The sequence below is a fragment of the Pseudomonas sp. 13B_2.1_Bac1 genome (assembly GCF_025466155.1).
In the GTDB taxonomy this organism is placed as follows: domain Bacteria; phylum Pseudomonadota; class Gammaproteobacteria; order Pseudomonadales; family Pseudomonadaceae; genus Aquipseudomonas; species Aquipseudomonas aylmerensis.
The window spans coordinates 1-22,529 of sequence record NZ_JANLOH010000001.1 but is presented as its reverse complement, the minus strand read 5'-3'; the positions used below and the strand labels follow the sequence as shown (position 1 = coordinate 22,529).

Below are 22,529 nucleotides of genomic sequence, written 5' to 3'. Positions count from 1 at the left end.
ACAGGGAGGGTCAGATTCAGTGTTTGTGGTTCGGCGTATTGCCGCCGGCATCGATGACCTTGCCGGCACTATTGATGTCGCCAGTTGTGTTCAGCGTGCCGTTGATCTGGGTAGCGCCGTCGATGGTGACCGCGCCCACCAGGTTGATCTCGCCCGAAACCAGTCGCGTGCTGTCCGGCGTCATCTCCAGTACAGACCCACCTACCTTGACGGTCACGGTCCCGGCCGGCAGGTCGATGGTGTAGCTGTTGGCTTCCCAGTCGTAGACCAGGGAGCCGCCATCGTCGAAACGCCACACCTCGACGTGGTCGCGGTTGTCCGGCTGCGCGCCAGCATTGCCGTACAGGCCGGGGATGAAGGTGCCCATCGCAGGTTCGCCGCTGGGACTGATCAACGCACCCTGCTCCCCCGTGCTCGGCACCCGCCAATGACGCGCCTTGCCTGCCGCCTGGCTATGCCAGCGCACCCAGGCGCTGGTCCAGTCGCCGGACTTCACACGCACCATGGCGGTGGTCAGATCGACCGCCACCACGACACAGGGCATTACCGTTGAGGCGATCATCCGGTCATGCTGGGCGCTGGCATAACTCATTGCAGATCTCCCGGATTGATCTGCCCAACGCCAGGCCCCAAGTCGATGACCAGCGAACCCGGCGGCTCATCCGGCCACGGCCATTCTTCGGCGCCCAGGTAGACCGTCTGATCCCACTCCACCAGCCAGACGAAATAGCCGTCCAGTTCGGGCTTGGTCCAGTCCTGGGTGGAGCGTACAAATTCGGCGCAATCGACCTCGAGGCCCCAGCTCTGCCCTCGCAGAAGCACCGCCAGTTGGGAGGCCAACTGCACGGCCTGCCGTTGCGGATCTGCGCTGATCGAATCGACAATGATCCGCGCCTCAAACTTGCAGGTCAGCGCCGTTTCACCGGTACCGATATCCGGTGCCGGCTCCATCTCGGCCATCTCCAGCAGCACCACCGGCGTGGGGATGCTGGTGTCTGCCGATAGATCCGGCCAGAACGACGCTCCCTGAATCCCAGGCAACTTTTCCTGTAGGTGCTGCTCGATGGCCTCATAGAGCCTGTCGAGGCTGAAAGGCTGATCAGACACGGGCGGACCCCTTGAGGTATTTCTGCAGTTCAAAGTTGAGTTCTTGCTTGAGTATCTCCAGCAAGCGTTCGTCTGCGCGTTTCACCCAGCTGTCGAAGTGCGGTCGCACCTGATCCAGCGAGACCTTGGCTTTCGCCAGCGGGAAGCGGTTGTCGCTTTCCGCGACAAAGCCCGAGCTGCGCCGCCCCTGCGTGCTGCCGGGATAGTCCGTAGCGTTGAAGTGCTTGCTCGACGTGCGGATCCAGATGTCAGGGCTGCTGCCATACACCTGCTTAAAGAACGCGCCCTGGTACCGCCGTCCTGCCACCGAGACACCGTTGCGGGTTTGCCGAGCCTTACCAATCCGGCTGGCCTCGATGGCGTTGACCCCAAACCACAACTTGCCCCGCATCGCCCCGCCACTAACCGGGTACGCCCGCAGGCGTTGCCGGACGGCGCCGATGGCGATGCGTTCCTGCTTGCCCACGGCGCGGGCGATGTGGGTACGCAGCCAGCCCAACGTCTTGTTTATCGCTCGACGCTGAGCCGCTGCAGCAGCCTTGGGCACCAACTGGCCGAACTCACGCAAGGCCTGGGAATGCACTGCCGACGGCCTGATGTTGATCATCCCGCTGTCGCGGTTCTGCTGAACATGGCTACCAACGCTCATGGACGCTTCCTCAAGATCAGGGCCACCAAGCCATCGCCACCGGGCTCCAGTTGCAGCAGGTCGTAGTCGCCACCGCCATCCAAGGCTGGCAGGTCGATGGTGACCCGCAAGCCCTTGCTGAGGCCGGCCGAATCCTTCACGCGGATCTCGAAGCGAGGCTCGCGTAACCCGGTGTGGACCTTGCCGAACTGCGGCGCTTTCCAGGGTGCAGCGAACATACCCAGCACCGTTTCGACGCGGCCTTCGATCTGGGCACTGTCGCCCAGGGTTTCGAACACCACGTCGTCGATGTCGTCGATCAGATCGCGGAAAGCCACGGTCAGAGTTCCAGCAGGATCTGCGCCAGCGGCCGCGTGCACAGGTGCAACGGATTGGACTGGGCTTCACCGGCCACTCCCTTGTTGAAGGGCAACGGCTCGATCTTGCTGTAGTACGGGATGCCTTGGGTGTTGACCGTTTCCATATAATCGGCCGGGGCAAATGACGAGATGTACAGATCGGGCACCCCTTCCGGGATCAACAGGGCCTTGTCGTCGTGGACGAACGACACACCGGCGACCTTGCCGCGATAGCGCTCCCAGACGATCCCGCCGAACTCGAAACTTTCACGGGCATCACCGCGCAGAGAGGCCGCCTGCATGGTGTTGAGGTAGGTCTCCTTGACCGACTTGTGGACGATCAGCTTGTTCCAGAAGTTCTTACCGCAAAAAGCGCGCGAGCCCGTGCTGGTGATACTGCCCAGGGCTTCCTCTTGCATGTCGAGGGCTTCACCGGCGCGAACTCGCAGTTCAGTGTCGGGGTTACCCAAGCCCATTGGCAGTTTCTTGCGGACCACGCCGAAGGTCTTATAGATATCCAGCAGCGAAGTCTTGCCGTCCGCATCCAGGATTTGCCCATTCAGGGCGCCCATGCGTTGGAATTCGTGAGTGGCGTCCAACTGGCGGCGGGCCTTCGCCAGGCGCTTGTTGACCACATCCTGCACGGATTGCAGCTCGGTGCGCGAGCCAAAAGCTCGGATGCCCTGGATCTCATCGGCCTTGATGGTGAAGCGTTCAGGCAAGTGCACAGTGTTGAAGGGAATCATCTGACGCTTGGTCCCGCCCACCACTAGGCCCGAAGTACCGCGCTCACCCGCCGGCACCAGGGCCAGGGTGTCGCCGTCCTTCTCGATCTGCACGGTCAGGGTGCTGATGCCTTCTTCGCGGAACAGGCCGAGGCTGCTGATGCGGCCCGGCAGGTATTCCTGGTCATTGATTGCAGCGGTCAACGAGGAGACGCTGAATGCATCGTCTTCAAAAATGGCGATATCGGCCATGAGGTACTCTCCAGAAATGAAAAATCCCGCACTCGGCGGGATGAACAAACAGGTCGACAGTCTTAGCGGACGATCACGAAATGGGTAGCCAGGGCCTTTTCGGCGGCGGGATCGAGGCCGGTCAAATGCGCTTCACTGACCTCGGCCAATCGCACGATGGCGCGACCGCGACGCGGCACATCCGATTCGCCCAGCGGTGCGTAGAGGATCGCGATGGCGTTTTCGGTACCGTCTTCGGCGGTCGGATTATAGGGGGCGAACTCGCCGGTCAGGGTGACCAGGCCAAGAATCTGACCAGGCTCCAAGGCGGCACCAGCGGCGACGTTGATCGCTTCGCGGGAAATGTTGCCAGCGCCCTCTGACAGCAGGAACTCGCCTGCGTGCATCGATTCAGTTTTCATGCTCTTACTCCTTTCGAGTTACCGTTTTGTGCCGCCTGACGGATGGCCCAGATTGTGTGGGTGTCGACCTGTTTGGCCTTGACCGTGAGTGCGGGGTCATCGTCCAGCGGCAGGCTGTTGTTGATTTCAAAGGTGCCGCCGCTGCTCACCAGCTTGTCGAACAGCCGCGCACGGACTGAGGCTTGGTCCAAACCGGCCGTGATGAACTCGCCGGTCAGCTCTGGTAGGCGTGCCGCGACACAGAGGCCGTGCAATGCTTTGGCATTGGTCAGCGCGGCCTGGACCACGGCTTCGCTTTCCAGCTTGGTGGTGGCAAGCAATGGCTCCACCAAGTTGCTGATGCCCGCCGCTGCACATCTCTGCGTGACCATCAGCGCCAGCTTGGCCGCGTCCAACACGGGCGCTGGATCGGGTTCCGGCGGTTCGGCTTCGGGCTCTTCGTCCAACTGGGCGAGCAGTTCAGCCGGTGCGTGCTGGAAACGCTGCAGCACAGCGCCCTGGCCGAGACAGGCTTTGACCTTTAGCCCGTCGCCCACTTCATCGGCCAAGCCCAGTGCCACCGCTTCGTTGGCCGTGAGCCAGGTTTCCGCGTTGACCATGCGCCGCAGCTCGACTTCGTCGATGTCCGGCGCCTTGGCTTTGTAGGCCGCGATGATCGCTTCCAAGGTCTGGTCGAGCGCATCGGCGACCTTGCGCAAGTCCTCGGCATCGCCCGCCGCGTATGTCCAGGGGTTGTGGATCATCAACATGGCGTTGGCCGCGATCACCACCCGGTGAGCGCCGCACACCGCGACACTGGCCGCGCTCGCCGCCAAGGCGTCGATCCTTCCCGTACAGCGTTCGCCCAGCCGGGACAACGCGTTGTGAATCGCCAGGCCATCGAACAACTCGCCGCCGATGCTGTTGAACGCGGCAATCACCGGCGACACGCCGTCATCCATGGCGCGCAGATCCTGCACAAACTGATTGGCGGTGACGCCCCAGGCGCCGATCTCGCCGTACACAAAAATTTCGATGCTGCGCTGCTCGGCTTCGCCGCTGGCCTGAAAGGTGTACCAGCTCTTATCGGCGACCTTGACCTGCTTGCCCGCCTTGTCATAAACGCGGGGCTTGGATTTTTTGCTCATGGTTGTTCCTTTTCATCAAACGTCTCGATGGCATCAAGCGTCGTGTAGTTGAGGCCAAGGTCCGTGGACCTGGCGAGGTCGGCAGCGTTTTCCGCGTCGATGGTTTCCGCGTCGTAGCCGTTGCGCAGACACATTTCACTGCGCGAACCAAAGCCCGCCTGCACTTCCATCCTCCGCGCCTGTACGTCCTGCACCGGCTGGATGTAGGCCCAGCCTTGCGGTACCCAACGTGTGCGCAGGTATTCGCGGCGCCGTTGCGCGTAGTCCTCCAGCACCAGGGCGCCGGACAACACCGCCATGTCCATCCACGCGGCGCGCACCGGGCGACACAGCTGATGCACATACACGCCGAATTGCAGCTGCTCCAATCGGCGCCGGAACTCGTTGAGCACCACCCGCAGCGCCCGGTCGTTGACTTCGCGCATGTCGCCGGTGAGGATCTCGTATGGAGTGCCCGAACCCGCAGCCGCAGCCATCAGCTGCTGCCGCATAAAGTCCGGGTAGTTATTGCCGGCGTCCGGTGGTTTGGAGAACTCCACCTCTTCACCTGGCCCCAGCTCCTGCATAGTGCCGGGTTCCAAGGCGACCATTGGCGTGAAGCCGTCGCGGTCGGTGGTCAGCAACTGGCCCGTGACAGGGTCGCGGGGTTGCTGCCCGCTGTCAGGGGCCGGTCGCTTGATGAAGCCGGCGAACAGATTCGCTACTTCCTGCCTGAACAGCACCGCGTCATCGTAGTTGTCCAGGCTGCGCAAGCGCTTCAATACCGGCGCCAAGCGCGGCACTCCACGCAGTTGCCCAGGTTCCATTGGTTCGAAGATGTGTAGCACCTGAGTTGCCGGTACGCGCACCAACTGGTTGTAACCAGCGTTCAACGACGACGAGTCGCGGGGATGCGATAGGTACATGTAGTACGCCACACGCTTTCCCGCCGGATTGAACTCGATACCGGCGCGGATCACGTTGCCGTTTTTGGCCATCTCGAATTTGTCGTGAGGGACAAATTCAGGGGCCAGCGCCTGCAGCTGAAGCGGCACAGCCAAATCTTCGCTTGGGCTGCGCGGTCGCAACCTTACAAAGCATTCACCAGCCGTCTCCACGGTGCGTGCCACCAGGGCCTGCATGCCGTAGAAGTCGGTAAGCTCATCGGCATCCGCCTCATCCACCCAGTCGTCCCACAGCTGCTGCTTCAGCTTGCGCAGTGCCGCGTCGTCCGTCGTTGGCCTGGGTGTAATGCCGGTGCCGATCAGGTTGCTGACGCGCTTGTCGATGACATTGAACGCATACGGGTCATTGCGCACCGCCGCCCGCGAGCGAGCCCGCAGGTTGCGCAAGGCCGGGGTGTTGATGCTGTTGATGCCGTTGTCGGTGGCCTCCCAACTGGCCGAACGTCGGCCCTCCCCGGCGCCTTCGTAACTGGCCTTGATGTTCGACGGCAGCAAGAATCCGTTACGGGTCAGCGTCGGATAATGTCGGGCCATTAGAGTCCCTTGCCTCCGTGGGTAAGCCGAACCACGCGAGAGCGCGGCCCGGCGGCGTTGGTCAGAGAGGTGCGGATCTCGTCGCGTGCCTTGAGCAGTTCGTCGATGGAGCGGTACTCCACCGTGCGGTCGCTGTAGCGCACGGTCTTTTCACCGCGTGCAATGGCGCGCTCGATGACTTCGAGGTGCTTCGGGGTAAACGACATATCAGCGTCTCTTCAGGTAACCGCTGGTGGAGCTGCGGCGTTGTTGTGGTGCAGCGGGTCGCGGTTGGGCCTCTGGCGCTGCAGGTGACGGCGCAGGCAGCGACTGACGCGCCGCAACCGGTGCAGGTGTTTCGTCAGCATTGACGCGCTCGCCTTGTACGGGCTTGACGCCCAACACATCGTCGAACAAACCAGACTGAGCTAGCGCTTGGCGTACCCGCTCCCAGTCGTGTTCCTGGTAACGATTGATGCCCAGGTAATGCGCCATCGCCAGGCAGTACACCATCAGGTCGAGCGCTTCGTTACGCTCGGCCTTGCCCTTGACCCACTCGATACGCTTGTAGCCTTTGACGTACCGGGCGACCTTGCGCTCGGCCACGCACTGGGCGAAGAACTCGTCCGGCAGGTCATTGGCAAAGTGCAGCGAACCGGGTCCGTCCTCGAAGGCGTAGCGGTTGTAGATCCAGTCCTTCGCGGTGTCGGTACCGACAAACCAAAGCTCGGCGCCGCCGCGCTCGGTCTGCCCTTTCCACGTCACGTCAACCATGGATGGCCGCTGAGCGATCACCGGCTTACCGGGCTTGCTCGCCCCCTTGAGCGCGAATACGTTGCGCCAGCGCCGCACGCGGCAGAACTGGTACACCTCATCGGTGTGGTGACCACCAGAGTCGACGCCCGTCGCCAGGATCGCCAAGGCAACACCGCAGGGATGCCGGTATCGGGCCTTGAGCTTTTCATCCAACACCGCCCAAGTGCGCTCGTCGGCCGGATCGCCCCAGATCACCTGGTGATCAACCACCCAGCGCTCCATACCGACACCGAAGCCCATCACCATCAGCTCCAGGCGGTTGGCCTGGACGTCGACTGCGCCGGTCAGCATCAGCACGCCCACCGGCATACTGCCGAGGGTGTAGGTCTCCAGTCGTGCCCGAGCGATCAGCACTTCAGCCTTGGTCTGCTCTTGCGCGCTGTCCCAGACTTTGGCGAGACGGGTGTTGTAGAACACCTGCATCAGGCCCATGTCGCCCTTGGTCTGGGCCTTCTTGGCGTCTTCGAACTCCTCGGCAAGCGAGGCCCAGTCCTTCCAACCAATCGGCGAGTAGAGCGCGTTCAGGTGGAACCCCACGGTCTTGCCATCGCCGCTGCCATGGGCACGCCACTCGCCACGGGCAAGCATGTCGGTCTTGTGATGCTCCTCGATCAGCACGTCACAATCAGGCGCGGCGCACTGGTAATGAACCGTGCGGTAGTCCTTGCTGTAGAGCAGCCGCTCCCACTCCAGCACCTGCATATGCCCGCATGAAGGGCACGGCACGTAGTAGTAACGCTGGTCGCTGGACTCGAACAGGTCCGCGATCCGCGAGGCGCCCTTGATCGTCGGCGAGCTGGAAAAGTAGATCTTGGCATTGCGCCCGAAGTTGGTCGCCCGCGTCTCTGCCAGCACGATGGGATCACCCTCCTGGCCGACGTCATTCTCCCAACGGTCGACCTCATCGCCGTAGATGTAGCGTGCCGACAATTCGGAAAGGTTCGCAGCCGAACCCGCCGTTGTGACGTACAAGGCGCCGCCCTCAAACTCCTTTGTATCCATGGTGTTGCGGGCATCCCGCGAGCGGCTGGCCGCTACTCGCTTCGCCAGTTCTGGGGTCACCTTAATCGTCTTGCTGATCCGTCCGGAAACCCGCTTGGACAGGCTCAGACTGGGCAGCAGCGCCAGGATGTTGGACGGTGCCATGTGGATCAGTCCGCCCATCCAGTTCAAGGCGATCTGGGTTTTCATCAGCTGCGAGGCCACCATGGTGATCACTCGCCGGCAAGGGTGAGCCGGTGACAGGCAGCGCATGGGTTCGCGAGCGTACGGCGTCCGATCCGTGCGGTACTGGCCGGGCTCAGGGGCGCCGGTATCGCGCGGGATGCGCATGTACTCGTCGGCCCATTCGTCGATCCAGAGGTCAGGGTCAAGACGTAGTCCACGGAAATACGCCTCACGGTACGCACGGTCACCGTCAGGAAATTCCGTGGTCATAGGTCAGCTCGTTGTCATTGCTCGTTCAAGGTCGGACGAGGACATGCGCTCAGCCTCTTCCAGTGATTTACGAAGTGTCGCCGCCAGGTGTTTCTCGATGTCCCAGGGATCGGTCATGGCTGCAACCTTGTGGGACAGCTGGGGCAACAGGCCGAACAGCTGGTCGCGCAGATGGCGCCCCGCGTTGTACGCCCCCATCTCGACAGCATCCCTGGCTACCAGTGAGCCCTGCGCCTTGTGCAGCTCGATCTCGGCCAGCTGCGCCAGGTTGTGTTCGCGCATGGCGCGAGCCTTCTGGAAGTCGTGGGCCTTGGCGCCGACAACGAAAGGTTGCTGCGGCGCAGCCGTGTTAGTCGGCTCGACCAGGGGGGACAGTTGGCTGTAAACGTCACGCTGGATCCGGCCCTGCTGGTGTCGAGCAGCGACGGCGGCCTTGCTGGGGTCGGCGGTTTCGACGATCAGCGCTTCAGTTGCCAGCACGTCGACCATCTTGCCGTCCGGCGACAGGACCAGGCGATTGTTGCCTTTGAGCCAGGTGATGTAACTCGGCGTCCTGCCGATGCGAGCCGCGAAAGCGCTTTTAGACAGAAACAGTGGATCCGTCATAAGCCCTCCTTTTCAACGGCTTTTCAATGGAAACCTTTCAATTTCAATGGATTGAATTTCAGTAAGCTGGCAGCCCATCCGCTAACGCTTTCCCGCGGGTTTCATGCCCCGTGTCCCTCGAATGCCCCCAGGGTCCCCGGTGATTTTTAGGCGCTTCATTTTGGTGCGAAACGCTACAGGCCACGTATTACGTGGCCTCCAGAGAATCACGCCTGACCACTGCCCGAGGGCGGCACATCGCATACGCCCAGGCGCTTGGCAGCCCAGCGTTCGTAAAGGCCGATTGCTACATCGGCGCCGGCCATCGCAGTGAGGCAACCGATGCTCCCCGCCGCCAGGACCGACATGCCCGAAGCGTGCAACAACATCATGGTGGAGAGCCCGCACACCACGCAGGCCCCGGATCGAAGCAGCAAGCGGCGAACCAATGACCAGCCGCTTACCCCCGCTTTGTCGGCCCGCCATGCCTCGCCGGAAATACCGCCGATAAGGGATAGCAGGATCACCATCCAGATCGGCATCTCAATAAGCGCTTGCTGCTCGTTTGTCATCACTACCCCCAAATCGGTACCACCTAAACCCATGGTTTAAGTTCCCCGAGTTAATGTTTGAACCATAGTTAACCTTTGAGAGAAGCCTTGTTATGGCTCCAGCACGCCCTTAATCTCGGGCCCTCAATTCAATTATTTCGTGGTGTGAAATGGAAAAATTTACTGTTGCCACAGCCATTGTTTCCGGCGTGCTCGCTTACTTCTCAATTAGTGGTCAGCGGCTGATTGACCTGAAAATTTTCGCTACCTGGTGCGGCCTTGCAGTTTTAGTCATTAGCCACGCACACAGCCTCTACCTGTTATGCAACAGTACTGAGCCAGTGACTCTGTTTCGAATCCTGACACTGAACGTTGCAGCCTTGGGAGTGCTGGTCTTACTGGCAACAGGGGTATTCCTGAAGTGTCACCTGCGTGAATCGCTGGAGAGGAAGAATCCTGGAAAATAAAAAACCCGGCGCAATGGCCGGGTTCAGTGTGGTGGTGTGTCCCGCTGCTTGCGGTCGTACCTATCGAAGATGGGTACTTTTTACAGGTCGATTCCGGTGGCAGCAAGGGAGTTTTAATGCCATGGCGCAATACGGGTGCAATACAGGTATGACGCAGGTGCAACGCAGGTACAACGCATTCATTCGGCTATCGCTTCTGGTGCCCCGTCTGACCTGTCCCACTACTCTTGATCGAAGTAGGACAGATACAGACGCCTGAATACGGGGCTCTGCCCTACTGTCCTACCTTTATTCCTTTTCTCTTGTGTATAGAGAGAAAGCTAAAAGCACGCGTGCGCGCCATGGGCGCGATTACGTGCCCGCTATGCTCATGTGTGCGTGGGGCGGGTGAAGGTTGGACGGTAGGACAGGCCAACAACGGCGCGGCCTGCGCCTGTCCAACTGCGCTAAATGGCAGTCGGACAAGGGCGGACAGTAGGACAGAGGCACACGGAGTAACGCCGGGGGTCATGCAGCCTTCCCCATCAGCATGCCAGCAATGTGCAGGTGGGCTTCGTGCAGACGCTGGTAGTAGGTATCCCGACCGCATCCGCAATGGGTGTACTTCTGCGAGAGGAAGCTTTCGTGGTTGCAGTAGTGCTCACGCACGACGACCGACAGCTGCGGCGGCAAGTGCTTGTTGACGATCAGCTCAATGTCCGCAGACTCATCCAGCAACACCCGACTGCCGCGTGTGCCGCGTATCAGCTCGCCCTTGCACTCCATCAGCATGGCGATCATGTTGCCGCCACTCGATCCGCCCACGTTGTCCGGCACGGGCGAGTGCAGATCCTGGGCCCATAGTTTGAGCATCTCGTCGATTCGCTTAATCATCGAAGCAAGGCTCCTCGATCACCGATTGCTGCAACGCAGACGCACGCCCCCATCCCGCAGGCTTTTCATAGGCCCATGGCCGCACGCCGCTTTTCGGCAAGGCCGGCATGCGCCGCTTGCGCCAACCCAGGCGGTGCATGATCGCCCCGACACGCATCTGCTCTGGCTTGCCCCAATGGCCGAAGTCCAGCTTGAGCGCCTGGGTGAGGATCTCGTTGCCGGTGGCGGTCTCGCCGATCTGCGACTCCTCCATCCACGCCAGGATTGGCCCCTCCCATTCATCCACCACAAAGCGCTCATCCTGGGCCTCGGCGAACATCTTGGATTCGTCCTTGTTCACCCACCAGATATCGCCGGCCTCGAAGCAGAACAGCGCCTCGGCCCATAGCTGATCGCGGATCTCGCGCAGTTGCTCCAGGTCGACTTTGTTGCAGAACACCGGCCAGTAACGGCGGTTGCCTGTGGCGTCCTTGAGGTATTCCTCCTGGTTGGTAGTGCCCACGAAAACACACTGGCGTGGCACGTCATTCGTTCTGCGGCCGTAGCTCTCGCGGTAGGTGTCGGTGGACGCGGAGAAGAACTGCTTGGCCTTAGTGCTTTCGGCCTTGTTGAAACTGTCCAGCTCGCCCAGCTCGACGATCCACTTGCCGCGAATCGCCTGGAAGCTGTCCTTGTCGCCAAGTGCAAAAGGCGTGTCCATGAACCACTCGCCGCCGAGGACACCCATGGCCGTGGACTTACCTGCGCCCTGCCCGCCTTCGAGGATCATCACCGAGTCGGCCTTGCAACCTGGGCGCATCACCCGGGCAACCGCCGAGATCAGCCAGCGCTTGCCCACCTTGGCCGAGTACTCGCTGGCATGAACGCCTAACACGTCGGTCAACCAGGTGTCGATACGGGGCACGCGGTCCCACTCCAGTTTCTCCAGGTACTCGCGCACCGGGTGGAAAGCATGATCGTGGGCAACCACGCTGACCGCCTCGATCACGTGAGAGGCTTTGACCCGCAGGTTGTATTGCTGCGCGAGCCACTTCATCACGCGCATGTCGTCGATGTCGGCCCAATCGCCGGCACCGCCGCCGAATGGCGCCGACCGCAGCTTGACGATCTTGGAGCTGAACACGCTGTAGCCAATAACGCCGGCCCAACGTTCGTCATTGCCCAGGATCAGCTCGACGTTTTGCATGTGCGCGATCAGGGAGCCGTTTTCGGTGCGCGCAAGCTGGTCCTTCCAACCACCCGCTGCAGGAGGCTTGACCACCGCCTGCACCTGGCGGCGGACAGCCTCTAAACCTTCGGCGACGTGCAGGTCATTGAAGTCGGTCCATTTGATCTCGCGCTCGCCGGAGAACACCGGAGCAACCACCTGGCCGCCGACAATCAACGCAGCGTTGCTGGCCTTCTCTTCGCCAGGGTTCCAGGGATCTCCGTTGGGGCGTTTTGTCTTCCAGTCATCATCGCGACAGATGATCAGCGGACAGCCGGGGAAACGCTCGCGCATGGCCTTGGAAACCGGCAGCAAGTTGCCCGCGTCAAAGGCAATGGCGACGGTGAGCGAAGTCGCCATGTGCAGGCTTGCGCCCGTGGCGTAGCCCTCACACACCAGCACTGGCTCTCCGGGTTCAGGGTGCGGGCCGATCAGGTGGAAGGCGCCTTCCTTCGACATGCCGTAGGGCCAATACGCTTTGTCCCGCCCGGTGTCCTCTTGCTTCGCGGGGAAGATCACCTGCAGACCGACGATCTGGTCGCGCACGTTGCACATGGGCACTAAAAAAGCGCCGGTACGGGGCGCATAGCGAACCTTGAAACCGACGATCTGCTTTCGATCCAGGTAGGCGCTCTTACCCTTTTCGGGCATACGCTTGAATAGGCCGGCGGCACGGCTAGCCGCTCGGCGTGACGCGTTGGCCGCGATCTCGGCGGCCTTACGCTTGGCGTCCTCCTGGCGAGCGCGCATGACTTCGCGCTCTTCTGGGCTCATACGACCGGCCTTGACCTTGATCTTCTGGGTCTCGCCGGAGCGCCAGTCACCGAAACTACCGAAGATCAGCGTCTCGTTCTTTTCGGTGTGGTGTTCATGGATGACGTACCAGCCGTTCTTTTCCTTGCCCTTATCCTGGGTGGTTCTGCAGCGAGTGAGTTTGCCGAACACCAGGGGTTGCGCTGGCTCAAGACCGTAGTCCGCGAATTGGTTGATTACGTCATCGAGCATAACGCGAAGCCCTCAGATCGTCAGCTGCCTTGCAGCCAACACAGAGCGTGCAACCTGGCTGTGCCAAACGGCGTGCCTCAGGGATTGCCTCGTCGCAATCGTCGCAGAACATCAGGGAATGCTGTGGTTGGCTGGACATCAGCGCCAGGCGTGCAGCCACGGCTTGATCAATCCTCTCCTGCACCAGGTCATTTGCAAAATCAGCGATATCAGCCACGGTCTACCCCGCGAGTCGTTTGGTTGACGTAACGAGCGCGGTTGTACATCCCCAACAACCCCTGGATGCCGCGAAACACCAACTGACGTATCTCAGCCAACTCGCCGTCATCGACCTTGCCATCGCCAATGTGCTTGGCCCAGGTCTCAGACAAATCCGCAACCTGCCGGAAGAACTGCGCGATCCCCGTGGTGAGGGTTTCAGGCATATCGTTGGTATACGCCTCGGCCAGCTCCTGCCAGATCGTGTCACCGACAAGACCATGCACCGCGTCGAGAATGCGGCGGTCCTTAGTCAGCTCGAGGATCTCGCCGAACTCCTGGATATTGACGGTGTGCGAGGGATGGGTGGGAGACAACTTGTGCTGCAGCGTGGTGGCATTTCGACCGGTGGTGGCGGCGATTGCAGCGGCACCGCCGGGATAGTCCCGTGCGGCGTGGTACAGGGCTAATTCGAGCGTCAATACTTCCCTTTGCGCTCGTTCAACACAGCTTAAAGCTACTCGGCTCATGGCATTAATCCTACTAAGTTGCCAGTGCCCCGCGACATGCAGTGGTGTTACATTTGCCGCGTGGCTTGAAAGGGCCCAAACGCCGGCAAGATCTTAGGGATCAAAACCGGCACCGTGCCGAGGCGAACAATCCGTTGCTCACCTCTGGCGCAACAGCTGCCTAATCTGTGGTGGAAAAGGCAGCAACCCAAGACATCCGTGTCTTGGCAGCGCGATAAAGGGAGGTGGTTTGCATGTGGTGTGCCCTCCTTCCTTCGTCGCGACCCGACAGCACTGTGGTGGTGTGTGCCGGGAGGAACTGGGCGGCCCTTGGGTCGCCTTTTTTCTATCTACGCTGCAGCTTTCTGCGGGGCAGATGCGTCGAGCAACCACGCAGCGTCAAATGCGTTGCCCTTCTGCTCCGCAGCGGTCGCTAAAAGTTTTGCGTAGTGGGTTTCACCTGTGTAATCGGTGCGGGGAAGACTGGCAGCCAAGCGCCATTTATTGAGCGCCTGATAGCTCCTTTCGCATACCTTGGCGGCGGCACCAATGCCGCCTACTGCTTCAAATGCGAACGCGATGGCGTTCGGAAAATCTGCGGGGTCCAACATGGCAACCTCCATTTATCAACTCGCGGTTGATATTAACATCAACTGACTATTGCGCAACCCCTGTGAGAGTATCAACTCATGGTTGATAAAAACGAGCTACGGGCAGCTTTCTCGGCGCGCCTTCACGAAGCACTCGACGATGCCGGTGTACGCACTCGGGGACGCGGGGTGGATATCCACGCGCATCTAGTGAAGGTGGGGGCTGAAAAAAGCAAGCAGGCAGTCAGTAAGTGGCTAAATGCAGAATCTATACCTGAAGCGGACAGCATGGCTGTGCTTTGCGCATGGCTGAAGGTACGGCGGGAGTGGCTGGAGTACGGTGTGCTTCCAAAAGAACAAACCGGAGCCAGGAACGTCCATCAGCTCGGAGCGAGGGACGAGAGTAACGTCCGCGAGGTAACTCGGGGCTTCGGAAAGGTACCGCTGATTTCGTGGGTTCAAGCTGGGGCATGGTGTGAAGCAAACGTTGATCAGCACGACGGCGAGTCGTGGCTATCCTGCCCAGTGCCGATAAGTGGAAGTGGTTATGCGCTAAAAGTTCTCGGTGACTCTATGACTAACCCCGGACCTGGTCGCAGCTATCCCACGGGTTGCATTATCTTTGTAGATCCAGAAGCAGAAACAAAGACTGGTGATAGAGTGATTGCTAGGGTTCCCCGCACCAATGAAGCCACATTCAAAATCTTGGTGGAAGACGCTGGACGTCAGTACCTAAGACCTATCAATCCGCAATACCCAATCATTGATATTACGGAAGAGACTCATATATGCGGAAAAGTTGTAGGCTCTTTCATACCTGAATGACAGGAATGTAGAGCAGCACGAGCACTATAAACCCAACCACTTATACATCCAACTTGAAAAAACATTCAGTCCAATCGTCAACAAAACGCCCAAACCTATTTTTATAATTTTATTCCTTTCATCCGACTTAAAGTCTTGAATAGCGACCTCATCCCCCCGATTCAACTTCACATAAGAGAGACTTTGGTATCTGTCAGTCCAATTCTCCGTTAGAGACCCTAGTTTCTGAGCAATACTAGAGCCTATATAAACACAAGAAAATGCAAACAACCCCAAAGTGAACACAGACGCACCACCTTCCCCGTGTTTTTGGAACCAATCATCCGCACCAAAATAAATAGAAGTGCTTATACAGCCAGCCGTCAAACTTTTGAACAGTAAAGGAAAGTAATCACTTATCTTTTTAGACAGCTTAATAAGCCGATTATCCTTGGTAGTATTCAAAGCAGAAAACCATTGATCTATAGCAGCCTTAAAGTTTCTCGCAACAGTGTAGTCAATATACTCTATTTCATATGCAGCGCTTTTCAGTGAGATAAAATGAAAGAAGCCAGACCCCATCCCCGGCTCTCTTCTTATTTTCGCTGCTAGACCAGCTCGCGACGTTATATTCAGTTCAATCTTATAAGGTTGAGGCCTGTCCAATTTTGGAAGAATAATCAAAAAAGAATATTCCAAAGAAACATTCTCAACAGGATTTAAGCTACTACCATCATACATTCTAAATCTTTCAAACGAACTAAATCGCTCCTTGCTATCATTTGAATGATAGATAGTCACGCTGCAGTTCTCACTAACTATATGGTACTGCTCATACATTTGTCGAATTTTAGAGTTTAGTTGACACAGGTCCTCCATTTCCACTTTGCTATTAGCAGAAACTGTCTGAGTCAGCTTTTCCGACTTTCCAGTTATATCATTATAAATGTCTTGAAGGACCTGCATACTGACTTGGCTATTGGCCCCCACGTGGACCATTCGGTCATTTTCTCTTGATATAGCCCCAGTCATTGCCCACCTTCCCTAGATTATTGACAAAAAGTCAACGCTACTATTTTGCCATGATGATGTCTATGCGCCAGCCTTAACTTAAATGGAAAATTGATACGACCAAAACAAATAATCAACCAATGGTTGTTGACCAATCGCAACCTATGGTTGATATTTGTCTCACTCTTCCACCACAGAGCGAGGCAACACCATGCACACCACAGCAACCCTGCACGTCCACCCGGCCGCTGCTAACCCCCTTCGCATCTTCGAAATTCGCCGCCTGGCGCAAGTTTGCGGGTGCACCTTCATCGCGTCCAAACCCCAGATAAAAGAGCGCACCGCACCCGCACCCTTCAATCCTAATGGCGGAGGGCACGCGGCATGAGCAAGTTCAAACTCGACAACCGTACCCTTGCCCTGCTGCATGCCCAGGTTAACCTCAGCGAGACTTTCAACCACACGTTGCGCACCACACCACGGCGCGATGTGTTGGCTTTCCGCCTGAAAGTTGAACGTAGCAAAACGGACACGCACTTCACCGTTGAGCTGGGCAGCGAACGCCACACGCTGACCCTGACCAACAGCAAAAAAATGCACCTCAAATTGGCCGACTTCATCGAAGAAATTGCCAACGGCCCGGTCGATACCACCGCACTGCCTGAATCACTGCCGGCTCTCCACTCAAACCGTCGCTATGGCGAGTTTGATGTTGAACACAAGCAGCAAGTGTTCGAGCTGGTGCGTACCGGCGGCTTGATCAGTCTCGACCTGGGATTCGAGCTGCCCATTTACCTGGTGATTCACCGCAACAAAACCCGGTCCGGCATCACCACCATCATGGGCATCGGAGTTAAGTCGCCCCGCACCAAGTGCTTCACCGTCTACGGGACCGAAGTAGAGATGTACGGCATGGTCGTTGAATCCATCAACCACTTGGCCGCAGCAGCTACACCTGCCGCGCATGCAGCGTAGGAGGCTGAGATGGAACGTAGCCTGGAAAAAGCAGCCAAGTACTTCGGCCTCACCCGCCCCAAGCTGATCGCGCTCATGCGTGAAAAGGGATTGCTCAACGACCGCAACCTGCCGGCCTTCCCCGTCCGAGACCGCGGGTACCTGCGAATCAAGAACGGTAACTGGTACCACGAGACTGCCGGTATGCAGTACAGCCAATCGACCAGGGTCCGGCAAGCCGGCATGCCCTGGCTCGCCGAGCAACTGGGGCTCGAACTGCCAGCCATCCCGGCAGACAACCGTGACGTGGCCTAGGGAGTACGCCCGCCAGATCGTCGCCATGCGCACACGCGAGGAGCGCAACGCTGCGCTTCTCGAAGTGCCGGAGCATCTGCGAGAGCTGACCAAACGCCATTGTCTGAATGCCTGGAACCACCCTTCACGACTCAAACGCAAGGAGGCCGTCGCCCATGAGCCACACCAGTCAAACACCGCTACGACTGCAACCCGCGCCGGATAGCTCGACCGTCGAGATGCTGCACCAACTCTTCGGCGACGTGCTCATCCCCCTCGAAAAGCTGCGCGTGCATTACTTCAAGAACCTCAACGAGAAGACCTTCACTGAGGCAATCAACAGCGGTCGAATTCAACTGCCGGTGACCACGCTGGACCTGAGCGTCAAGGCGTTGCGTTATGCCCATATCAAACACGTCGCCGCCCTGATCGACATCCGCGCTTACCGAGCGGACGAAGACATGCCTCGACCACATAACGATTCACCTGAGCAAGACCAGTAAACCAGACGGCTGCCACCACCAGCCACGAAACTACCAGGAGCACACCACATGACTGCAATTCAAATCTGCGCACTGATCAGCATCATTATCGCCGCTGCGATCCTCTACTGGGTCGGCTACAGAGGCGGCCTGACTGACGGCAAAAATGAAGGGTATGAAGAAGGCCATTCTGACGGATACGCCATGGGGCAGGACAGAGCTTCAGCCGCTTACGCTGCATCTCTCAGCAAAATGTCAGATCAATGCACGCGCACCGAATTCCTGCTAAGCAGGGAACCTCAAGACCGTTACACCCTTCTCGCCATTGCCGAGAAGCTGAAGCTTGCCGCCGACACTTTCCGAGCCGTTAGATCTGAAAGCCAAGCAACGCAGGCACTCGCTTTGCGTGACAAGGCACTGGACATGGCTGCGCTGATGGATCGCCCTGAGCTGAAGGAGGACGCGGCATGAGCCTCGCCGTCCCCATGCTGCGCCTGACACCCAAGGCCGCCGGCACACTGCAACAGCAACATGCAAAGGCCACCAAGGACCTTCGCGTCCTGACCCGCTACAGCAAAGAGTTCGACCGCCAGTTGAAAGCCCTGATCGGACATGAAGCTCTGCGCCAATTGCACAAGGCAACCGACAACGCCTTACTGCTGGCCGACCTGGTGAGGGAAGCCGCATGAACTGGATCCTCACCTCCAGCGGCAAACGCTTCGACTTGTTCGAGCCTGACGCCGACATGATCGACCCGCGTGACATCTCACACGCGCTGGCCCACCTGTGCCGCTTCAACGGCCACACCCGCGAGTTCTACAGCGTGGCCCAACACAGCTGCATCGTCGCCGAGCTGGTGCCGGAAGAACACAAGCTCGCGGCCTTGCTTCACGATGCCACCGAGGCATACCTGGGTGACATCACCCGCCCACTCAAGCAGTGGATGCCCGACTACCGGGGCTTCGAGGACGTGATCTGGATGCGCGTTTGTGAGCGCTTCGACCTAGCCTTGGATCTTCCTGCCAGCGTGCACCTAGCCGACCTGATTGCACTGGCGACCGAGCGCCGCGACCTCATGCCAACCGATCCGGCTATCTGGGATTGCTTGGTCGGCATCGAACCCATGGTTGAAATCATCCGCCCATGGCCTGCCGCAGAAGCGCGAATCACATATCACCAGCGCCTGATGGACCAACTCGCTATCGAACACCGGAGGAAAGCGGCATGAAGAATCACCAGGAGAACACCAGCGCCCTGCCCGCTTTGCTCCGTACTGAAGGTGGCGTCGACACGCTAGAAACAAACAGTCTCTGCTGCACAGCAGCAGGCATTATTGCTTCTTCCAGCGCCACTGCCGAGGCACTTATACCCCACGAAAAGCTGCGCGGGGCAGCGCTCGCTGATGCAACGCTAAACGCTCAGAAACGCACGCTCGCGCAGCCTGCCGTGGGGTATAACCACCCAATTGCATCAGCCGTCAAAACCCAGTTCGGTCTCGACTTTTCCGGCGAGATCCGCGTCGACCTCTTCGCCGGTGGCGGCGGCGCAACCATGGGCCAGGAGATGGGCACTGGCATGCCGGTCGACATCGCCATCAACCACAACCCCGACGCCATCAGCATGCACAAGCGCAACCACCCAAGCGCCGAGCATTACATCACCGACGTATACGACGTGTGTCCTCGCCTGGCGACTCGCGGCCGTCCAGTTGCCCACCTGCACGCCAGCCCTGAATGCACTCACCACAGCCTCGCTGCCGGCGGACAGGCACGCAGCACCACCAGTCGTTCGCAATCATGGGTAATCCAGAAATGGGGAGGCCAGGTCAACCCCCGCATGATCACGATGGAAAACGTCGTGCAGATCCTTCAGTGGGGGCCGCTGATCGCGAAGCGCTGCAGCAAGACTGGCCGAGTGGTACGCCGTGACATGACTGTCGCCGCTGCCGGCGAGCGGGTACCGGTACAAGAACAGTACCTGGTGCCCGATCCAAAACGGAAAGGACAAACCTGGCGCCGCTTTGTAAACAACCTGCGGTCCATGGGCTACGACCTGATGTACGGCAAACTCAAAGCCTGCGACTTTGGCGCCGCCACTACCCGCGAGCGCTTGTTCCTGATCGCTCGCCGTGACGGGCAGCCACTGCGCTGGCCGGAACCGACGCACTTCAAGAACCCTGCCAAGGGACAGTCAGCCTACCGCACCGCCGCCAGCTGTATCGATTGGTCTATTCCATGTCCGAGCATTTTCCTCTCCAAGGAAGAAGGCCGTGCTGCAGGTGTAAAACGACCACTGGTGAACAACACCATGGAGCGCCTGCGCAAAGGTGCCAAACGCTACGTCATCGAGCACAAAAACCCGTTCATTGTCAGCGTCAACCACAGCGGCAACGACCTGGCGCGTTGCCAATCCGTTGACGATCCCACAAAGACCATCACCGGTGCGCATGGGTTTGCTCTTGTCACCCCGCAGCTCGCGCCCTTCATCACCGAACACGCCAATGGCAGCAGCCAGCGCAACATGCCAGGTGATGACCCTCTACGCACCATCTGCAGCGGCGTGAAGGGCGGACACTTCGCCCTGGCCGTCGCATACGTCGCCCAGCACAACGGCGGATACAACGTGACTCCTGGGCACCACCCGAAGCAACCACTGACGGCGATCACCACTACGGGCAGCCAGCAGCAGATCGTCACTGCGCACCTATCGACGCTTCGTAGGAACTGCGTCGGCCGAGCCATGGACGAACAGGTGCCGACTATCACGGCCGGTGCCGAGCATCACGCCCTGGTCGAGTACAAGCTCGCGCCAGAGGTCGAGGCTGGAGCCATGCGTGTAGCAGCCTTCCTTATGGGTTACTACGGCAGCGACAACACCTACGACCTGCGTGACCCAGCCGCGACCATCACCACGCGGGACCGCTTGGCACTGGTCACCGTTACGATCAAGGGCACGCCGTATGTGATCGTCGATATCGGCATGCGCATGCTCACACCTCGCGAGCTTTACCGTGCGCAGGGTTTCCCCGACAACTACGTGATTGATCGAGGGCACGACGGCCGGAAATTCAGCAACAAGACTCAGGTGTTGATGGTAGGCAACTCTGTATCGCCGTGGCCGATGATGGCGCTGGTCAGTGCCAACAAGGACGTGGATGAGCGTGAACTTATGGGAGAAGCAGCATGAGCCTACCTCGCTGGGTAATGATCAGTCGCGCCTCTGAACTCACTGGCTACAGCGAAGACGCTATACGCCACAAAGTGAAGAACGGTACCTGGGCCCAAGGTCGGATCTGGCGTAAGACGCCAGACGGCCGCATCGCAATTAACATGACGGAGTATGACAAGTGGGCCGAGAGCGCACCTCAGGAAGCGGCCTAGAAACCGAGCTGGCAAAGCACAAAGGGATTGAGATCCACGGCGGCAACTTGCGCGTCGTGTTCATGTGGCGACGTATACGCTGCCGCGAATCCCTCGGCCTTCCGATCACCAAAGCAAACATTAAACACGCCGCCCTATTAAGGGCGGCAATTCTTCATGAGATCAAAACCGGCCACTTTGACTATGGCCGACACTTTCCCAACTCGAAGCACGCGACCAACTACAGTTGTGCTAAGGACGAAAAGCTAGGGGCTCTGCTGGCCCGGTACAAACCGCTAAAGGCTGTCGACATTACACCGATGACCGAGGAGAAATATGGCTACGCCTTGGACATCTGCACGGCCTTGGTCGGAATTGATCGTCTCGCCGGCGTTTTGCTGCCCGAAGACATCCAGTTACTGAGGAAGCTGTTGATTGCAGATCGAGCGCCGTCAACAGTCAATCACTATCTGGCTACGTTCGCCGGCTTCTTGGGCTGGTGCGAGACCAATGGATATTGCCGTAAGGGGTTATCAGAAGCGTGCAATCGGTTCGCAATGCAAGGCCAAGAGCCTGATCCGCTTACTCGTGACGAATTCCAGCTGCTGGTCGATAAAGGATGCCTTCACCCTCAGGACTCAGCGGCGATTACCTTGGCCGTGTATACCGGGCTTAGACCAGGTGAGCTATGTGCGCTGGCTGTTGAAGACATCGACTTGCACGCAGGTCAGATCAACATCACCCGCGCCATAACTGCCAACGGCACATTCAAGGTCCCCAAAACAGGAAAGCCTCGCTCAGTATTATTAATGCCGCCAGCGGTGGAAGCCTGCCGGGTATTGATGTCGCTCGTTACCGATCACCCTGCACGCCCTATTGAGGTATTCCAGAACAGGCACGAAAGCCGAAAAGAGAGGGTGACCCCAGTGCTTTCTCCCTCCACCCAGGCACGCAAGAAGATCATAAATTTCTGGTACGTGCCAACCGCGTGGAACACCAAGTGGGCGGCGATTCAAAAGCGTTCTGGCATCCGTCCGCGACGACCATATCAAACGCGCCATACCTACGCCTGCTGGTGTCTGACAGCCAACGGTAACCTTGCTTTTATCGCAAAACAGATGGGGCATAAAGACTTCACAATGCTTGTAGAAGTCTACGCAAGATGGATGGAGGAGGAGTCTGATACGGAATTACAACGAATTTGGGCAGGTATTCAACAATCAGGATGAGCAGCAACACAAATCAATACAGGCAGAAAAACCTAAACTACTGATATTTAAGACTTTTATCAAAACCAGAAAAAATCTACTTCGCTCTCCTAGGTGGCGCCC

The 22,529-nt window shown here is 58.8% G+C and carries 28 protein-coding genes; 10 read left to right on the top strand and 18 right to left on the bottom strand.

The window, feature by feature from the left end; genetic code table 11:
• Positions 1-16: 16 nt before the first annotated feature.
• The 12 genes from NTD80_RS00140 to NTD80_RS00085 all read right to left on the bottom strand — a co-directional run bounded on the left by NTD80_RS00140 (position 17) and on the right by NTD80_RS00085 (position 9,466).
• The gene (locus NTD80_RS00140) at positions 17-592 is read right to left on the bottom strand and encodes a phage baseplate assembly protein V (RefSeq protein ID WP_262131588.1); all 576 of its coding nucleotides are present in this window, start codon (positions 590-592) and stop codon (positions 17-19) included.
• Entirely contained in the window at positions 589-1,107 is a 519-nt protein-coding gene (locus NTD80_RS00135) for a hypothetical protein (protein WP_262131587.1), read from the bottom strand. The genes NTD80_RS00140 and NTD80_RS00135 overlap by 4 nt, the downstream gene beginning before the upstream one ends.
• Positions 1,100-1,756, bottom strand: a complete 657-nt coding sequence (locus tag NTD80_RS00130; protein WP_262131586.1) for a hypothetical protein — start codon at positions 1,754-1,756, stop codon at positions 1,100-1,102. Before NTD80_RS00130 ends, NTD80_RS00135 begins: the two co-directional genes overlap by 8 nt.
• On the bottom strand, positions 1,753-2,073 hold the full coding sequence (locus tag NTD80_RS00125) for a hypothetical protein (protein WP_262131585.1): 321 nt from the start codon (positions 2,071-2,073) through the stop codon (positions 1,753-1,755). The genes NTD80_RS00130 and NTD80_RS00125 overlap by 4 nt, the downstream gene beginning before the upstream one ends.
• Before the next feature lie 2 nt (positions 2,074-2,075).
• A complete protein-coding gene (locus tag NTD80_RS00120; protein ID WP_054917692.1) occupies positions 2,076-3,071 on the bottom strand; it encodes a major capsid protein in 996 nt (331 codons plus the stop codon).
• Between the two features lie 62 nt (positions 3,072-3,133).
• Entirely contained in the window at positions 3,134-3,472 is a 339-nt protein-coding gene (locus tag NTD80_RS00115; RefSeq protein WP_262131583.1) for a head decoration protein, read from the bottom strand.
• Positions 3,469-4,599 carry a head maturation protease, ClpP-related gene (locus tag NTD80_RS00110; protein ID WP_262131581.1) on the bottom strand — a complete coding sequence of 377 codons (1,131 nt, stop codon included), beginning with the start codon at positions 4,597-4,599 and terminating at the stop codon, positions 3,469-3,471. The genes NTD80_RS00115 and NTD80_RS00110 overlap by 4 nt, the downstream gene beginning before the upstream one ends.
• Positions 4,596-6,077: a phage portal protein gene (locus NTD80_RS00105; RefSeq protein ID WP_262131580.1), complete on the bottom strand. Its 1,482-nt coding sequence runs from the start codon at positions 6,075-6,077 to the stop codon at positions 4,596-4,598. The genes NTD80_RS00110 and NTD80_RS00105 overlap by 4 nt, the downstream gene beginning before the upstream one ends.
• A complete protein-coding gene (locus tag NTD80_RS00100) occupies positions 6,077-6,283 on the bottom strand; it encodes a phage head-tail joining protein (RefSeq protein WP_098480164.1) in 207 nt (68 codons plus the stop codon). Before NTD80_RS00100 ends, NTD80_RS00105 begins: the two co-directional genes overlap by 1 nt.
• A 1-nt stretch (position 6,284) precedes the next feature.
• Entirely contained in the window at positions 6,285-8,309 is a 2,025-nt protein-coding gene (locus NTD80_RS00095; RefSeq protein WP_262131579.1) for a phage terminase large subunit family protein, read from the bottom strand.
• 3 nt (positions 8,310-8,312) lie between these two features.
• Positions 8,313-8,915: a terminase small subunit gene (locus NTD80_RS00090; protein WP_262131578.1), complete on the bottom strand. Its 603-nt coding sequence runs from the start codon at positions 8,913-8,915 to the stop codon at positions 8,313-8,315.
• 206 nt (positions 8,916-9,121) lie between these two features.
• The gene (locus NTD80_RS00085) at positions 9,122-9,466 is read right to left on the bottom strand and encodes a phage holin family protein (protein WP_003172128.1); all 345 of its coding nucleotides are present in this window, start codon (positions 9,464-9,466) and stop codon (positions 9,122-9,124) included.
• A gap of 149 nt (positions 9,467-9,615) precedes the next feature.
• On the opposite strand from NTD80_RS00085, the gene NTD80_RS00080 reads away from it, so the two are divergent.
• Complete coding sequence (locus NTD80_RS00080) at positions 9,616-9,912, top strand: hypothetical protein (protein ID WP_262131577.1); 297 nt, start codon at positions 9,616-9,618, stop codon at positions 9,910-9,912.
• A gap of 507 nt (positions 9,913-10,419) precedes the next feature.
• On the opposite strand, the gene NTD80_RS00075 is transcribed toward NTD80_RS00080, so the two are convergent.
• The 5 genes from NTD80_RS00075 to NTD80_RS00055 all read right to left on the bottom strand — a co-directional run bounded on the left by NTD80_RS00075 (position 10,420) and on the right by NTD80_RS00055 (position 14,315).
• Positions 10,420-10,785: a hypothetical protein gene (locus tag NTD80_RS00075; RefSeq protein ID WP_262131576.1), complete on the bottom strand. Its 366-nt coding sequence runs from the start codon at positions 10,783-10,785 to the stop codon at positions 10,420-10,422.
• Positions 10,778-12,997, bottom strand: coding sequence for a VapE domain-containing protein (locus tag NTD80_RS00070; RefSeq protein WP_262131574.1), 2,220 nt, complete (start codon positions 12,995-12,997; stop codon positions 10,778-10,780). The genes NTD80_RS00075 and NTD80_RS00070 overlap by 8 nt, the downstream gene beginning before the upstream one ends.
• Complete coding sequence (locus NTD80_RS00065; RefSeq protein WP_262131573.1) at positions 12,987-13,214, bottom strand: TraR/DksA C4-type zinc finger protein; 228 nt, start codon at positions 13,212-13,214, stop codon at positions 12,987-12,989. Before NTD80_RS00065 ends, NTD80_RS00070 begins: the two co-directional genes overlap by 11 nt.
• A complete protein-coding gene (locus NTD80_RS00060; protein ID WP_262131571.1) occupies positions 13,207-13,725 on the bottom strand; it encodes a phage regulatory CII family protein in 519 nt (172 codons plus the stop codon). Before NTD80_RS00060 ends, NTD80_RS00065 begins: the two co-directional genes overlap by 8 nt.
• Positions 13,726-14,054: 329 nt before the next feature.
• Positions 14,055-14,315, bottom strand: coding sequence for a hypothetical protein (locus tag NTD80_RS00055; RefSeq protein ID WP_262131569.1), 261 nt, complete (start codon positions 14,313-14,315; stop codon positions 14,055-14,057).
• A 78-nt stretch (positions 14,316-14,393) separates the two neighbouring features.
• Between NTD80_RS00055 and NTD80_RS00050 the strand changes: the two genes are divergently transcribed.
• Positions 14,394-15,119, top strand: coding sequence for a LexA family protein (locus NTD80_RS00050; RefSeq protein WP_262131567.1), 726 nt, complete (start codon positions 14,394-14,396; stop codon positions 15,117-15,119).
• Between the two features lie 24 nt (positions 15,120-15,143).
• Here the strand turns inward: NTD80_RS00050 and NTD80_RS00045 are convergent, their stop codons facing one another.
• Positions 15,144-15,899, bottom strand: coding sequence for a hypothetical protein (locus tag NTD80_RS00045; RefSeq protein ID WP_262131565.1), 756 nt, complete (start codon positions 15,897-15,899; stop codon positions 15,144-15,146).
• A gap of 594 nt (positions 15,900-16,493) precedes the next feature.
• Between NTD80_RS00045 and NTD80_RS00040 the strand changes: the two genes are divergently transcribed.
• The 8 genes from NTD80_RS00040 to NTD80_RS00005 all read left to right on the top strand — a co-directional run bounded on the left by NTD80_RS00040 (position 16,494) and on the right by NTD80_RS00005 (position 22,427).
• On the top strand, positions 16,494-17,084 hold the full coding sequence (locus NTD80_RS00040; RefSeq protein WP_262131564.1) for a hypothetical protein: 591 nt from the start codon (positions 16,494-16,496) through the stop codon (positions 17,082-17,084).
• A 9-nt stretch (positions 17,085-17,093) separates the two neighbouring features.
• Positions 17,094-17,378, top strand: coding sequence for a phage antirepressor KilAC domain-containing protein (locus tag NTD80_RS00035; protein WP_262131563.1), 285 nt, complete (start codon positions 17,094-17,096; stop codon positions 17,376-17,378).
• Between the two features lie 155 nt (positions 17,379-17,533).
• A complete protein-coding gene (locus NTD80_RS00030; RefSeq protein ID WP_262131562.1) occupies positions 17,534-17,860 on the top strand; it encodes a pyocin activator PrtN family protein in 327 nt (108 codons plus the stop codon).
• A 48-nt stretch (positions 17,861-17,908) separates the two neighbouring features.
• On the top strand, positions 17,909-18,310 hold the full coding sequence (locus NTD80_RS00025; RefSeq protein WP_262131561.1) for a hypothetical protein: 402 nt from the start codon (positions 17,909-17,911) through the stop codon (positions 18,308-18,310).
• Positions 18,307-18,528: a hypothetical protein gene (locus NTD80_RS00020; protein ID WP_262131560.1), complete on the top strand. Its 222-nt coding sequence runs from the start codon at positions 18,307-18,309 to the stop codon at positions 18,526-18,528. Before NTD80_RS00025 ends, NTD80_RS00020 begins: the two co-directional genes overlap by 4 nt.
• The gene (locus tag NTD80_RS00015; protein WP_262131559.1) at positions 18,525-19,067 is read left to right on the top strand and encodes a phosphohydrolase; all 543 of its coding nucleotides are present in this window, start codon (positions 18,525-18,527) and stop codon (positions 19,065-19,067) included. The genes NTD80_RS00020 and NTD80_RS00015 overlap by 4 nt, the downstream gene beginning before the upstream one ends.
• Positions 19,064-21,025 (top strand): DNA cytosine methyltransferase, encoded by a 1,962-nt coding sequence (locus NTD80_RS00010; RefSeq protein ID WP_262131557.1) that lies wholly within the window; start codon positions 19,064-19,066, stop codon positions 21,023-21,025. The genes NTD80_RS00015 and NTD80_RS00010 overlap by 4 nt, the downstream gene beginning before the upstream one ends.
• A gap of 160 nt (positions 21,026-21,185) precedes the next feature.
• Complete coding sequence (locus tag NTD80_RS00005) at positions 21,186-22,427, top strand: site-specific integrase (RefSeq protein ID WP_262131556.1); 1,242 nt, start codon at positions 21,186-21,188, stop codon at positions 22,425-22,427.
• The last annotated feature ends 102 nt before the right edge of the window (positions 22,428-22,529 follow it).